Below are 15,929 nucleotides of genomic sequence, written 5' to 3'. Positions count from 1 at the left end.
ATGAATTTGACGGAAGTACTATTGGAGTCGAGGCTGGTCGCGATTGTGCGCGGTATAAGCCGCGAAGCGGCAGTAACAGCTGGACAAGGTATGACAGGTGGTGGCATCCGACTGATGGAAGTCACACTGAACACACCTGGAGCACATGATATTATTGCAGACTGGCGTGAGCGGCATGAAGGAAAGGCTTATGTTGGAGCGGGTACGGTACTGAATGTGCAGATGGCGAAGGAAGCCGTCGCTGCAGGTGCACAATTTCTGGTGTCTCCCAATGTCGATCTGTCTGTCATTGAATATGCTGTAGAACATGGTGTCGAGATCTGGCCTGGAGCCATGACACCTACGGAGATTGTCGCTGCCCATGAAGCGGGAGCACGAGTTGTAAAGTTGTTTCCGATGGCGAGTCTGGGTATACCGTATCTGCGGGAGATCAAAGCTCCACTGAATCATATTCCACTGCTGGCAACAGGTGGTGCCACACTGGAGAATATTGCTGATTATTATGCAGCAGGCGCAGCTGCAGTGGGTCTGGGAAGTGCACTTTTACCACGAGAAGCTCTTGTAGCAGGAGATCATGAGCGGATTGCAGCTTGTGCACGGAGATTTGTGGAAGCAGCCGAAGACTAGGCACCAGCGTTAGATGAGGGATATGTATATTTGGGCATATATATGAAGGTGCCTTTAGATTAATTGTTGGATCAATCTTTATCATAAAAACCCATGTCGCTTAACGTGCCGTTCATTCTATTGTTTTATGATGGATGTATGCCAGAATTCGGAGAGGAGAGATGCCCTGTGAAAGCTAAAACAATGATAGGCGGCATGCTCGCCGTGGCCGCAGTAACGGCAGGTGGTTTATGGAAGGCAGCGGTAAAGAGCCAGACACCCAAGAAGATTCCAATCACACTCACACCCCCAATGCCATTTGAGGATGTGACCTTTGACAGTGGGGGAGGTCGGGTGCATGGCTGGTTCATCCCGGCCAGAGCCGACATTTCGAAACCATGGCCGCTCGTTATTATTGCACATGGCTGGGGCTCCAATCGCTCCCGTGTTCTTCGTTACGCACGTCCGATCTGGGAAGCAGGATATGCCTTATTTATGTATGATGTGCGTAGTCATGGGGCCAGTGATCAGGTACGTGCTGCATCTGCCTATTTGTTCCGGGATGATCTGCTGGCGGCATTGCAGTATACGACCGCACGACCGGAGATTGATGCAGATGCCATCGGAGTACTTGGACATTCTTTGGGGGGACTGGGTACGATTCTTGCAGTGACGGAGGGAATTCCTGTATCAGCAGTGATTACGGACTCGATGCCATCGCAATTTGAGGTAATCGTCAGTTCAGAGCTGAGACGCCGGCGTCTGCCCTTGTTTCCACTGGCCCAGTTAATTCCGAGAATCTGGTTCTGGCGACTGGGTGAATCTCTGAAATCTTATCGTCAGCGTGATCCGGTGATCATGCTGAATGAACGGCGCAGGGGGATGCAACTGCCGATGCTTATGGTGCACTCCAAGGGAGATAATTTCATTCCCCCGAGTGAGCTTGAATATTTTATGTCCAAAGCCGATCCGCCTGTTGAACATCTATGGGTCAACAGCGGAGGACACAGTTGTTCCGAGGAAGATCCCGCCTTCTGGGACACCGTTATTCCATTTTTGAAAACCCATGTCCAAGGTCAGGCGAAGTTGAACGATTCGTCTAAAGCGAGTAGTTGACAAGGTAGATTCAGCCTACATAAGAGTGCAGGCTAACAGAGGAAACGCCAACGTAATTGGCGTTTTTTTTGCTGTTATTAGCAATATGCAGAAATTCACATTTGTAAAATTGCCCCGAAAACGACGATTAAAAAGGAAGCTTATGGTATCATAGAATAGACTGGCAATATTCATGCGAGGTTATTTGTTATGCTTCTTTGTATGAAATTGAAGGGAGAGGTCCAGATTTGAGTTTGAATTGGAAGTTTAATCTACGTTTGAAAATGTTCGCAACCAAAGCAACAACCGCAGCGATGGCAACACTGCTGCTTGCTTCGCAAACACCAGGTTTTGCAGGCAGTGCATCAGCCGCGCAAGCAGAGCAGTTGACCGAAGCGACAACGGGGGAAAATGAACAACTAGACGCAACGAGCAATGACGTGCCTGAGGGAGCGAAAATCTCATCCAGGCAAGCCAGTGAAAATATACTGAAATTATTTCCATTATTAAAAAAAGCAACGATCTCATCTGCACGATTCGATTCACCTAATTCCTATCCACCGCCAGACTACAAGGCGTGGGAGATCGGGTTTCAGATTACACAAGGTAATCATACGTCGGGATTCAGTGGAACTGTACATGCAGGCACAGGGGAAGTGTTAAGTGTACATTTGCCGTCGGATATCCTGGATAAACATGTCTCGGAATCAGATGTGAAGTTAACCAAAGCTCAAGCTGAAGAAAAGGCCGTGGCATTGTTGTACCAAGCGATTCCAGGTCTAAAGGAAAGTGAATATGCTCCGCTTGGAGATCTGTATTCTTCCATTGAACAAGAGTCATTGTTTGGCAGAACAGAGTATCGATACGGGTACCAGTTAAAACATGATGGATTGTTATCTGATGCAGAGACAGTCTACATTAATGTGGATGAAAGTGGTTTGGTGACAGGTTACTCACGAGGTACTATCGAAGCCAAGTATCCCTCATCGAAACCGGCAGCTTCAGAAGAGAAGGCCAGACAGCAGTTTGAAGAACAGTTCGATGTGGAACTGGCTTATATCGCCAAAGATCGTCTATCTTCCAAACAGGGTCAGCAGTATTACCTTGCATATACACCAAAAAATATCAGTATCATTCCGATTGAAGCCAATACGTTGGAACGGATTAATACATTAACAGGTAAAGCTGTAGATGAAGATTCTTTGCAGCAGGATAAGAAGTTAAAAGGTGATGTAACGCCTTTTGTCCCGGCCAATGGTACGAGGTTAAATGTGCAGCAGGCCGCCAATCGGGTCGCGACAAACTTTGATATTCCCAAAGGTTATAAGCTTGAACATAGCCAGCTGGGCAAGGGATATTACTCAAGTCCGAACAATCAGGTGTGGAGTCTGAGCTGGAGTGATCGAAGTGCCAATATGTCCTATATGTTCATGCGGGATATCTCAGCACAGGTAGATGCAGTTACCGGGCAGATCTACAGTTATACGATGATGCAACGAATGGGACCGGAGATGGAACAGGAGAAGCCGGCTGAGGAGAAGGCAGGCAAATTGGTAACCCGGAAGCAGGCTGAGAAACTGGCGATGGACACGGTGATTTCGCTAGTTCCAGACGCAACGGAGCAGTTCCGACTGGCTAACGTGATTGAAGTGGATGATGCTCGCACATTTTTGTTCCAGCGTTATCTGAACGGAATTCCAGTTAAGGAAGATACGGCACAAGTACAGGTGTTGAACAACGGGACGATTAACGAGTTCTATACGCGTATTGCGGCAACGCCTGAACAACTGCCGGCAGTTGTTAAGCCTGCTATCAGTTATGAAGAGGCCAAGGCACTCTATCTGGAGGAGTTCAAGCTGATCCTCGCATATTCCCGTTATGGCGGATATGGTATGAACGGTGGTCAAGTCATCCCAGCGGGGGTGAATCTTGCTTATATGCCTACACGTGATGAGAATTCGATCTATGGCAACTATGAAGCGCTGGATGCGAACACAGGAGAGTGGAAGCTTTTATACGGGGACACAAGCTCTGCAACCAAGGCTGAACCTACGGATATCTTGGGTCATGTGGCCGAAGCAGCTCTACGCAATATGACACAGCATGGCGTATTGCTTGCTGATGAGCAGGGACGCGTATTCCCGGATCGTGTGATCACCCGGGGAGATTGGTTTAACTATCTGGCAAGAGCGATTAATCCAAATATGGATCTGTACTACAGTGGGGACGGAGATGACAAGTTATACGCTGATGTGAAACCTGACAGCCCGTATTATAAGGCAGTTCGGGCATTAATCGATCAGCGCTGGCTTGCCGGAGCGGACCCTGAACAGAATTTGAATCCGCAGGAAGAGATGACACGTGAAGAATTGGCAGTGCTGCTTGTACGTATCTTACGCTATGAGAAGCTGGCCGGATTCTATACGTTGCCATCCGATCTTCCCAACATTGCGGATGCCAGTGCCATTACAAGTAAGGGAGCGGTCTCCCTGAGTCTGAAGCTGGGATTGCTTCCTTCGATTGAAGGACGATTCATGCCTTCACGCAAAGTGACGGTAGCTGAAGCGTCACAAGTATTGGAACGGCTGGCGAAGCTTCAAGGTAAGACAGATACGTTTATGAGTGGTAATCGCCTGTATTAGACGAGGAATCACTCATATCGTGACCAAACGAATCATAGGATGAAGATAACGGGTAGTCGTGATTTATTGAACTGAAGATGAAAGGGACCTTCCATAGAAGGTCTCTTTTGATTTGCTTTGACAAAACTAGAAGAATGACGACAGAGCCTTTTGTGATACAATAGGGCGTGAGAACTTTGCAAAGAAGGGTGGGTTCCTTTCATGGGTAAGAACGGGAAACGAATTATCACCATACTGCTGGCAGGCTGTCTGATTGCTGTAGCGTTACCACGTACGGTTGATCTGGATCAACTGTATGCTGCATCAGGGACATCAGATATATCCACAGCAACAGATTTGCGCCAGACCTTGCTTACCGCAATGTCACAGCGAACGGAGGAACTTGTTTTTACATACAAAGGCAATGTGAAAGGCCTCAAAAAACAATTACAAACCTCCATCGATGAGGCAATGAAGAGTGACCCTTATATCCAATATACCGTTAAAAGTTATGCATTTAATTATAAAGGCTCCAATGTGTCGGCCGAGGTGCATGTGACTCTCTCCTATCGGGAGACCAAGGAGCAGACCGATTATGTGAATCGTAAAGTCACGAATGTGTTGAAAGAAATCATCAAACCAGGTATGACGGATCATGAGAAGGTCAAGGTCATCCATGACTGGATTGTACTTAACCTTTCCTACGATACTTCGTTGAAGAAATATACGGCCTACGACGGGCTTGTTACAGGCAGTACCGTCTGTCAGGGATATTCACTGTTGGCTTATCGGATGCTGGAGCGAGTAGGTATCGATAACCGGATTGTGGAAGGTACAGCAGGGGGGCAGCTTCATGCCTGGAATATCGTGAACCTGGACGGCAAGTGGTATCACATGGACACCACTTGGGATGATCCTACCCCTGACCGCAAAGGTAAGGTTAGCCACAGCTACTATTTGCTGAGTGATGATGAGATGGCACGTGACCATATCTGGACAGGCAAAAGCAAGTACCCCGCTGCGCCAGCCCCATATCGAGAAGCTTTATTAAAGCTGGTGAAGGCCGGAGATAGCAAAAAAGCCGCATATCAGAAGCTGTACCATGCTCTGGACTATTCACTGTATGACGAACAGGATGCCGTTAAAGGCCATGCTGCGCTGAAGACCAAAGTTCAGAGTAAGCTGAAGGAAGGCGGAACCTCGCTCACGTTCAGGTACAAGGGTACGGAGGCTGGACTGATTGAAGATTTGCAGGATTTGTACCAGCTTGGCATGAAATCGATATCTTATTATGTATCCAAAATGGAAGGTACTACGGATCTGCGCGTCAAAATTAACTGGACACTGTAACAACCGTTTGAACAGGATGCTCCGATTGAGGAGTATCCTTTTTTGCGTTCAATTTTGCGTTCAAAAGCGAGGATTTTAGTGTTGTCTATTTTTTGTATATGTCGCTTTGCTATTCTAATCTTCGGCGTATGCCAACACTACGTACGAGGAGGATATGCAAAAAATGAGGAAAAAAGTGAGCATAGTGATCATTGCTCTGTTACTGGTCACGCAAATGATGCAGGGTTGGATATTTACACCAACAATGCATGCTCAGGATGAATTAACTAATTTGCCAGCCAGTGCAATCAGCGATACAGCATCAGAAGAAGGTTTGGCAAGTTCGGAAGAGGTCAACAACGTTGACGTTGCTGCCACTCCGGAAGAAGAGGGGGAGGGAAACCTCAACCAGAGCAGTTTAGCAATCGCAGCTGCAGGTCCGGTAATTACAGATCAATTGATTACCAGTGTGCAGATGTACAATCAGGCACCAGAAGACAACGGGAATGGCACGATTGAAGTCAAAGGAGATAAAATCGAGGATATTCGACCACGCATCCAGGATGAGGTGGCTGTAGTCTTTACATGGGGACTTGCAGATGACAACCACAACTACAGCGATGGCTCTACGTTCACCTTTAACTTGCCCGATAAATTCATCATCGGATCGCAGCTTAAGGGTAATCTGGATGGTGGTGTTGGGGAGTATGTGGTGAATCCAGATGGCACAATCATCTTTACCTTTAATGAACTGATCGAGCATGCGAAGCTGGAAGGCAACTTCTACGTGTGGATTAAGTTCGATGAGAGCAAGATGGAAGATGGCTTGAAACAGGAGATAGACTTTAGTTCCGTAGGGCAGGGCATCATTGATGTACATTTTGCCAACACAGCCGTAGATAAGTTGAAGAAATCGGGAAGCGCAAACAAAGACAACTTCAACTCGGATGAAATTAAATGGACCGTGGATTTTAACCAAGGCGAGAAGGCTATGAAAAATGCTGTTCTTGCAGACACGTTCCCAGCAGAGCTTGAGCTCAAGGGCAATATCGAAATTCGCGAATTGGAAGTGCAATTGAATGGATCTGTTAAAGAAGGCCCAGTAGTTCAAACGGAACCACAGTTTCCAATTCAATTGGGAGATACAGATAAGGCCTATCGTGTTACCTATACGACAAGTGTTAAAGCACCAACCACTGCTCCGTTCACCAACGTGGAGTATCAAAACCAGGTTGCGCTTACAACGGATCAGAGCGAGCACAACGAAACAGATATTGGCCGAGTTCGTGTGAGTTTTAATGAGCCTTTGAACAAATCAGGGCAAGATAGTGCGTATGATCCGGTGACACAGACGATCACATGGAAAGTGCAATATAACTACAATCAGCAAGAAATTATGCAAACGAATGCATGGATTGAAGACCGCTTTGATACGGCAAAACAGCAACTGATCAACAATTCCGTCAAAGTGTATCAAGTGGACATTAATGCAAGTGGAGCGGCTTCGAACAGAACACTGATCAATCCGAATGAATACACACTCGAAGCGATGGGTACAGGGTTCGATGATGGCTTCAAATTACATTTTAAGAATGATATTACAAAGGCCTATGAGATCGAATATGATACTCAATCTATTCATCGTGTTTATACAAACGACACCATTACGAACACAGTGAACATGTATGATGGTACTTCCAAAACAGGCCGAAGAGACATTCAGGAAGTCATTTTTGCAAAGAGTGTAAAAAGTGAAAATTTCAACACAAAAGAAATCGAATGGCAGATTGTTTTGAACCGTGATTTGCAGGACATGACGGATATCGTCATCACCGACAATTACGAAGGCAGACATATGAAACTGATTCCGGGTAGTCTTCAAGTGAGTGGTGTTAACAAAGGCGACTTTGAACTGACTCCAGACCCGGCTGATCCAACGTATGAAAAAGGATTCTCACTTCGCTTGAAGGACGGCGTAACGCTCAGTACGGAGCATGTTATTACTTATAAGACAAGCTTCGATCCCACAGCGGGTATGCCAACGAATGATGAATATCGCAACTCAGCCAAGATCGATTGGGAAGAGTCTGATGTAAAACAGACTGCGATTACCAAATCTGCTGCGGTCAAACCGCAAGACTACACAATTCAAAATGGTAACAAAAAGGGTGAATATAGCGCCAAAGATAAAAAGATCACCTGGACAATCGATGTAAACTACAATTTGTTTGATATTCAGGACGCAATCCTTAAGGATGCGTACACTGGAGACCAATCTTTCGTGGACGGCTCATTGAAAGTTCATGAGTTAGAGTTGCAGGGAGCCAATAATGTTACTGCTGTAGGTAGCGAGGTTCTGCTCACACCTGGTCAATTCCAGCTGAACCCGGACGGTAAAGGTTTTGCGTTGGATCTGGGTAACATGGGCAAAATGGCTTATCGCATTCAGTACCAAACAAGTCTGGATGGACCATATTCTGTCGCAGGCGCATATGCCAACCAGGCTGTTCTGACGGATGGTGAGGGTGGTGCAATACGATTTAATAGATCAGCCAGTGTTACACCTGCCAACGGTGGTGTATACGTGCGCAAAGCAGGGAAACAAGAAGGTACAACGGATAAAGCATCATGGACGGTAAATATCAATCCAAGTCAATCTTTTGTTCCTGCGGGTACTCAATTAACAGATACCTTGTCAGAGAACCAGATTTTATTGGCTGATTCATTGAAATTATATGCAACCAATTTACCTGCCAACAATTCAGGCAATGTATCCACCAAAGCTGGACTTGTTGATCCGGCTGATTATGAATTGAATGTAGAGGGCAATACATTTACCTTTACCTTCAAGAAAGATATCCATACCGCATTCATTTTGGAATATCAGTCTTATATTAATGCCGATCATGGCGCCCGAATTGAGAATAAGGTTGAATTTGCAGGCCAATCTTCCTCGGTAATCGGGGAAGGTAATCAGTCGGGAATCAAAGTTTCCTTGGCTGGAGCAGGTGGAGGAGCCTCTACAGGTCTGGGCAAAATCAGAATTCACAAAGTCAGTGATACAGGAGTTCCGCTGGGTGGTGCAATATTTGCAATCTATAATGCGTCTGGAACTACGCTTCTGGAAACCTTGGAACCAACGGACGAGAATGGTGTGGCTGAAAGCTCCAGAAACTATCGATTAAACAATCTAACCAACGGTGTACCTTATAAGTTAAAAGAATTATCTGCACCGGCAGGATATTTGGTTGATCCTGAATATGGCTCTGCCTCAGGTAAAACGATTGAGTTTAAGGATGCGGATATCGCTTTTGAAATTGAAAATAAAAAGATTCGTCAAGGATTCGAATTAACCAAGGTAGATGCGGTGGACTCTTCCAAGACACTTAAGGGTGCAACTTTCGAATTGTACTCCAAGGACGGCGCAACGCGAGAGAAAATCGATGAGTTAACGACAGGGGAAGATGGAAAGATCGCCAAAGGTGGACTGTTGCCAGGGGATTATGAGCTGGTAGAAGTCGTGGCACCTGAGTTTTATCAATTGGATGCTACATCAATTCCGTTCACGATTGTAGAGAATCAGACGGAGAGTATTACATTGACGAAGTCTAATGCAATGGGTGCAGGTGGTAAACTTGTCGTTACCAAAGTAAATGCCAAGGATAAGTCCGTATTAAGCGGAATTGAATTCGAATTGCGTGATCGTTCCAACATTGTCATCGATACAAAAGTAACCGACCTAAATGGGGTCATTGAATTCGATGGTTTGGACTATGGTTCATATACATTGGTAGAGACCAAGGCAGAAGGCTTTGTTATTGAACAGCCGGAGACCCTTGTATCTATTATCAAACCGGAAACTCAAATAACCATTGAAAATAAAAAAAATGATCGTTCTGTGAAATTGATTAAAACCAATGCGGGTCGAACTCAGCACCTTCAAGGAGCTGTATTTGAATTACGAGCTCAAACTGCATTGATGGATGCAAATGGGAATTGGGAGTTCCACAAGGTAACAGGTCTAGATGAAGCTACATTGACAACCAATCAACAAGGTGAAATTGTACTTGAAGGCTTGGATATCAATAAATATCAGTTGGTTGAAATAAAAGCGCCTAACGGATACATGTTGGAAACAACACCCGTACCATTTGAAATTACGAACATACAAACTGAAGCTGTAGTTGTGGAAAAAACAAATCAGGCTATCCCGGTATCGGGTGGTGGGTCTAGTGGACCTTATAATCCGGGAACACCTACTACGGGTGTAACACCAGATCCAGAGAAACCAGTAACTCCGGAACCAGGAAAACCAAATCCGTCGGTTCCAGGCACGGTTGTAACTGAACCTACAGAGTCTGGGGGTGGAACCGAAAGTCCGACAGATGAAGATTCCGGGGGAGTGACACCGACACCAGGCGATTCCAACGGTGACGATACTGCACCTCCAGTTGGGGATACAGGTGCACCTGATGGGGATGGTGCGCTTGCACCTCCTGCTGGAACGGATACAGATGGATCACAGGGCAATGGAAATTCTGCATCACAGCCAAACGGAAATTCTGGATCTCAGGGAATGCTGCCACAAACAGGTGAAGAGAGCACAATGGCTTACACTGCTGTTGGCATGATGCTGATGGCGCTAGGCAGCGCGGGATTCATGTACTTCCGCCGCAGACAACAGCTGCAACGCTAGATCGCAGCATGTAATGCAGGAACAGATCATATTTGGATAAAAAACACCCTCTAGCTTTCACAAGTGACTCAGAGTCATCATGTGAACATACTAGAGGGTGTTTTATTTTATTTCAGCTGAACCTTAGGGAATATCAAAATCCGGCAACCTCCGGATTCACTTCAATAGCTCTTACAATTAGCCGATGTGTTGGATTGACGAGTGGATCACAGGTAATCAAGGTAAGGACCTGTCCAAGCCCGGGATCCTCCAGCACAGATAAGTCAGTTGGCTCCACAACGGATATCTGATCTACCTTGTATTGGATAATCGTTCGATCTGCCAGGGTAACTTCCATTGAATCACCAATCTGGAGTTCTCCCAGACGATTGAACAGTCGTCCTTTTTTGTGGGCGCGATGAGCGGCTATCGCAGCATTACCTTTGTTCCCGATACGGGTGGTTTCGACAAGATGGGTTGCAGCTACCTTCATGTTGGCTTCCGTTGCACCCTCCAGAATCGGTAAGCGGACATCAATCTTGTCAATCGATAACACCCCCAACGTATCCGAGGAGGCCTCTTGCACTGTACCTTTATTATCAGTAGTCGGCTCGGCAGAAGCTGCATCCTGTATGCCTTGTTCGAAGGAGTGATTAAGCTTAGACAAGCCGTTTTGCAATTGCTCCAGATCGTTCATGACACGGGTTTGCTGCCAGTCATAATACGTTTCCCGCAGGAAAGGAAAGCTGATGATCAGGATGCCCAGTAGAACGAGCAGAATAGAGAATTTTTTCATTATACATCAACTCCCGTTGTCCAAGAAAAATAGTATACCTTTCTCTATTCTACTTACGGATCTATACAAAATATGGACAGGGACGAAAGGATGTACAGAAATGTTCGAGCTATTATTTATCAGTTGGTGAATCGGTAGGTGTGAAGTCACATTCCTGCAGCGGCACCACTTTGGTCTTTTTGATCCATTTGTAACCGAGCCACAACACCAGGAACAGGGGGACGCTCAGGTAGGCAACGATGGCTCCACTCCAGTCGATCTGATCACCCGTGAATGCCTGGTAGTTCTGTCCGATGATCACGATGATACACAGGACAAAAGCGAAGATGGGCCCAAACGGGAACCAGCGTGCACGGTAAGGCAGATCGCTCAGATCCCTGCCTTGTGCAACGTATGCACGACGGAAGCGATAATGACTGATAGCGATACCCAGCCAAGTGATAAAACCACACATACCGGATGCATTCAGCAACCACGTGTACACAATCCCATCGCCGAACAGGGAGGCAAGGAACGCCAACATACCAACGGCTGTTGTAAGCAAAAGTGCATTCATTGGAATCCCCTTTTTGTTCAACTTGCCGAGGAAACGAGGGGCTTTACCGTCTCTGGCAAGGGCATAGAGAACCCGGCTTGAAGCGTACATGCCTGAGTTACCGGCTGAGAGTACAGAGGTTAAAATAACGGCATTCATCACGGAAGCTGCAATGGCGAGGCCTGCTTTCTCAAACACCAGTGTGAACGGGCTGACACCGATATTCTCCAGGTCACCTTTGAGCAGATTCGGATGCGTATACGGGATGATCAGACTGATCACGGTAATCGCCAAGATGTAAAAAATCAGAATGCGCCAAAATACCTGACGAATTGCACGAGGTACATTTTCGCGCGGGTTTTCACTTTCACCGGCGGCTACCCCGATAAGCTCGGTACCTTGGAATGAGAATCCAGCAGCCATGAACACACCTAACACAGCGAAGAATCCGCCATGGATGGGCGCATCACCGATGGTGAAGTTACTGAAACCAACGGCTTCTCCGCCCATAATACCAAAGATCATGAGCACACCAACAGCCAGGAAGATGATAACAGTAGCGACTTTGATAATGGCGAACCAGTACTCGGACTCTCCATAGCCTTTAACAGACAACACGTTCAAGGAAAAGATCAGCACGAGGAACAATAAGCTCCATAACATGGATGAACTGTCGGGGAACCAGTATTTAATGAGTACAGTAGCGGCAGCAAGCTCTGCTGCAATGGTTACCGCCCAGTTGTACCAAAAGTTCCAGCCCATGGCGAACCCGAGAGCAGGATCGACAAAACGTGCGGCATACGTATTAAATGAACCGGAGTCCGGCATAAAGGTAGCAAGCTCACCAAGGCTGGTCATTAGGAAATAAACCATGATGCCAACGGCCACATAGGCAATTAATGCTCCACCAGGGCCTGCGGTAGAGATGGCGGTACCACTTGCGAGAAACAACCCGGTACCAATCGAGCCACCGAGGGCGATCATCGTCATATGGCGTGCGCGTAATCCTTTTTTCAGGGAAGGTCCAGTTGTTGTTGGGTTACTGCGGTCTTGCATGGAAACACTCCTTCATTCGATATACTGATGTTTGCGATACTTGAATTCATAAAAACAAAAAGACCACAGGCATCAGCCTGCGGTCTTTAATATTTCAATGTCCGCACCATGTCCCAGATGATTAAGATAGCTCAACACAGAAGAATTCATACCTTTATATAAAGGAAATGTACTTCCGTGACAGTTCTGCGCCTTTCGACAGCAGCCCCAGCCCACCGGACCGTGTAAGGAACGTCCAGCGAGCTTCGGCGGGTACACCTTTCGGCTGATATCGTAAGCGGCTCCTTAGCGCCTCCTTCAGCGTACTGATCGCACCCGCGACCTCTACCTCACCATCAATGGATGAGGTGTATCTATTGTCTATGAAATTATGAACAACACAACTTAACACCGTGTGTCTTGTTTAGTAAACAGACAATCAGTATAACGCGCATGGTTTTCCAGTGCAATAACAATTGTTGGATGTGAGGTCTGAGAGATGACTATTCCTCTTTTTTGTTACGACCAGCCATCTGCTGCCATACCGTTCCAGCAGCTTGTTCGCCGGACTCGATTCGCTCCAGAGCCATCTTCGCCTGCAGGCTGACTTCAAATTCAGGATCATCGGCTGCAACTCGCAACGCTTGCTCTGCTTCTTCGGTTCCGACCTCATAGAGAAAACGTGCTGCACGCCAGCGTACAAGTTTACTTTTATCGGATAACGTTGCTGTCATGGCTGGAGTGGCGGCAGGATCACCGATATCAGACAAGGTATCCCCGGCAGTCCGGCGTACCGCAGGAGAACTGTCCTGAAGTGCTTCATACAGCAATTCCATCGCTTCCGGTGTACGAATGTCACCCAGGTATACGACAGCCAAGCGACGGATCTGCATTTTGTTGTCATGCAGGGCATGGGCTACGAGAGGCAGTCTTTCTGCCGTAGGCTCCATACTGTCAAATGCCGCATAGCGAACATTCCAGTCTTCGTTTCGCAGAGCCTCTTCAAGTTCGGCTCCATCCAATTCACGGCGGCGCTCGACGAACTCTTCGGATTTGGTACCATGTTCAATGGCCTGTTTAATGACTTGCTCCAGCCGTTCCGACGGGTAAGCGGCTTCCAATTCCTGCTCGACTTCACGTGCAATATCAGGCAATTCACCATATCGAACACCGTAATCACTCAGTTTACGTTCTTTGATCATCGTTGCACTGGCGACTTCTGTTACGGCTTTGACAAAGCGGTCTGACAACGAGATTCGTTCTTCCTTGACCCCGGCCTTGACCCTGATTTGCATCGGTACGCCTCGGAAGAATTGTACAAATACCTGTGCTTCTCCGAAGTGCTCGCCTGAACCATCTTCGGATTCAATCCAGTCCAGATCAATGCCTTGCTGTCCAAGGCGATTTTGGACTTCACCCAAGATAACGGACCAATCGGCATTCCCTTTACGATCAAGTGCGACAAAGTCTGTTGTGTGGAACACACTCTTTACACCGGGAATATGAAGCATCTGGCGAATGAACGCCGGAGCAGATCGTTCGTTGTCCAGTGTATATGTTTTGCGAATTCCGTCCTCCAGACGTTCATCGAGATGTAGCATCATCGTATTTGGACTCGGTGTTGGTTCAATGGAAACAATATTCATCAATGTAACCTCCTATAATACCAGATTCATCTTTATCTTCCCGTAATTTTAATCACACGGGTATTTCTCTATTTTACATCAATGTGTGGAATCTGCGAAATCATCCAGAAGTGAAGTGGACGTTTCTAACACTTAATGTGAAGAAGTACGAAATTTGTTAACACTTCTTTCATGTTCACGCACAAACATTTTTAAACGAAAATTGTCACAATAAAGATAAGAATCAACTGGAGGTTATACCTATGGAACCCATTACCGTGCTCTCGGATGGAAAACGTCATATTGCATATGAGAATATTATTCAATTGTTCAGGAACTGGATTGAGGACTCAACATCTGGTTCTGCGATAGAAACACATCGGGGAAGTTGGGAAAATGCCCGTTATTGTATTGTTGATTATCAGGTTGCCGAAGAAGCGGTGTCAGCAGCAAATGCCATTCGGGCTTTTATGCCACAACTTCCGTTACTGGTCATTACGGATTTCAAATCCCTTATTCGGAAGCGTCACCTGCAACAGATTACAGGTACAGGTGAGATGAAGATGATTCTTTGGAACGAGCAAGACCCGAATCAACTCATCAAGGATATGGAAAATTGGTTTCATTCTTCGTCTATCCATAAATCAGAAATAGCCATACCGCACATCTTATCCATGAGATAAAAGAGGGATATGGCCAAAGGTGTTTAACTTTCAATTGTTACGAACGTATTAGATCACATATTTATAGCCTGTTCCCCAAACCGTCTTAATATAACGTGGGTTCTTGGGGTCAGGCTCAATTTTTTTACGCAGACTTGAGATATGAACATCAATAGTACGATCCAGATAGGCGCGTTCGGACCCTTTGATCCTATCCATCAGTTCATTGCGGGTGAACACTTTACCCGGATTTCGGTACAATTCCTTCATAATCTCAAACTCAATATGAGTGACCTCGATTTCAACGCCATCCACAAACAGAGTTCTCCTGTATTCATTCACATTCACATGTCCAGTAATCTCTGCCTGCTTGTCTTCTTTTACCAGTTTATCCTGATAGGAAATGATTGATCTTCGCAGCAGTGCTTTAATCCGGGCATCCAACTCTTTCAAACTAAATGGTTTGCACAGAAAGTCATCCGCACCATTATGCAATGCGCGAAGTCGATCATTCAGCATGGTGCTTGCCGAGATCATCAGAATGGGCACAGTGGAGTGCTGGCGAAAGGCTTCTACGAGATCATTTCCATCCATTTCAGGAAGCATGAGATCCGTTACAACAATATCCGGCTGGAATTGTGGAAACAGTTGAAGTGCCTCGCGGGCATGATGAACCCGTTCAGTGATGTATCCTTCCTCCTCAAGAAAGAAAGCAATCATGTCGGCTAGATTTTTCTCATCTTCTATAAGAAGTACTTTGATAGTCATAGGGTCACACTCCTGGTGAAAATAATATGTTAAGAAAATGCTAAAAAAACAAGGTGAATTGCGAATAAATGCCGCAAATTTTTTAATGTTTCTATCCCAAAATATAGGATGTATATGTAGAGAAAGAATACGCTTTTTGAATGAACTTCAATATTCTAGCATAAATGTAGTTTGGTTGCCGA

10 protein-coding genes and 1 riboswitch are annotated in these 15,929 nt (G+C 46.1%); of the genes, 6 read left to right on the top strand and 4 right to left on the bottom strand.

The features are described from left to right. From J2Z28_RS22770 to J2Z28_RS22750, 5 genes are all read left to right on the top strand, one after another. Positions 1-627 (top strand): bifunctional 4-hydroxy-2-oxoglutarate aldolase/2-dehydro-3-deoxy-phosphogluconate aldolase, encoded by a 627-nt coding sequence (locus J2Z28_RS22770; protein WP_211084407.1) that lies wholly within the window; start codon positions 1-3, stop codon positions 625-627. A 168-nt stretch (positions 628-795) separates the two neighbouring features. Beyond that, positions 796-1,722 (top strand): alpha/beta hydrolase, encoded by a 927-nt coding sequence (locus J2Z28_RS22765; protein ID WP_342357538.1) that lies wholly within the window; start codon positions 796-798, stop codon positions 1,720-1,722. Positions 1,723-1,949: 227 nt separating this feature from the next. Beyond that, positions 1,950-4,343, top strand: a complete 2,394-nt coding sequence (locus tag J2Z28_RS22760) for an S-layer homology domain-containing protein (RefSeq protein ID WP_211084406.1) — start codon at positions 1,950-1,952, stop codon at positions 4,341-4,343. A gap of 201 nt (positions 4,344-4,544) precedes the next feature. Further along, a complete protein-coding gene (locus J2Z28_RS22755; RefSeq protein ID WP_036606951.1) occupies positions 4,545-5,672 on the top strand; it encodes a transglutaminase domain-containing protein in 1,128 nt (375 codons plus the stop codon). Between the two features lie 163 nt (positions 5,673-5,835). Continuing rightward, the gene (locus tag J2Z28_RS22750; RefSeq protein WP_211084405.1) at positions 5,836-10,347 is read left to right on the top strand and encodes a collagen binding domain-containing protein; all 4,512 of its coding nucleotides are present in this window, start codon (positions 5,836-5,838) and stop codon (positions 10,345-10,347) included. Positions 10,348-10,480: 133 nt separating this feature from the next. Here the strand turns inward: J2Z28_RS22750 and J2Z28_RS22745 are convergent, their stop codons facing one another. From J2Z28_RS22745 to J2Z28_RS22735, 3 genes are all read right to left on the bottom strand, one after another. Continuing rightward, on the bottom strand, positions 10,481-11,122 hold the full coding sequence (locus tag J2Z28_RS22745; protein WP_211084404.1) for a class D sortase: 642 nt from the start codon (positions 11,120-11,122) through the stop codon (positions 10,481-10,483). Positions 11,123-11,234: 112 nt separating this feature from the next. Next, complete coding sequence (locus tag J2Z28_RS22740) at positions 11,235-12,713, bottom strand: amino acid permease (RefSeq protein WP_211084403.1); 1,479 nt, start codon at positions 12,711-12,713, stop codon at positions 11,235-11,237. Positions 12,714-12,832: 119 nt separating this feature from the next. Continuing rightward, positions 12,833-13,048, bottom strand: a riboswitch (Lysine riboswitch). Positions 13,049-13,195: 147 nt separating this feature from the next. Then, positions 13,196-14,338: a virulence factor gene (locus tag J2Z28_RS22735; protein WP_211084402.1), complete on the bottom strand. Its 1,143-nt coding sequence runs from the start codon at positions 14,336-14,338 to the stop codon at positions 13,196-13,198. 242 nt (positions 14,339-14,580) lie between these two features. On the opposite strand from J2Z28_RS22735, the gene J2Z28_RS22730 reads away from it, so the two are divergent. Then, the gene (locus J2Z28_RS22730) at positions 14,581-15,000 is read left to right on the top strand and encodes a hypothetical protein (RefSeq protein WP_211084401.1); all 420 of its coding nucleotides are present in this window, start codon (positions 14,581-14,583) and stop codon (positions 14,998-15,000) included. 48 nt (positions 15,001-15,048) lie between these two features. Here the strand turns inward: J2Z28_RS22730 and J2Z28_RS22725 are convergent, their stop codons facing one another. After that, on the bottom strand, positions 15,049-15,747 hold the full coding sequence (locus tag J2Z28_RS22725) for a response regulator transcription factor (protein ID WP_211084400.1): 699 nt from the start codon (positions 15,745-15,747) through the stop codon (positions 15,049-15,051). Positions 15,748-15,929: the final 182 nt, after the last annotated feature.

The sequence above is a fragment of the Paenibacillus xylanexedens genome, from assembly GCF_017874615.1.
Classification (GTDB): domain Bacteria; phylum Bacillota; class Bacilli; order Paenibacillales; family Paenibacillaceae; genus Paenibacillus; species Paenibacillus xylanexedens.
This window is presented reverse-complemented; position numbering and strand designations above follow the sequence as displayed.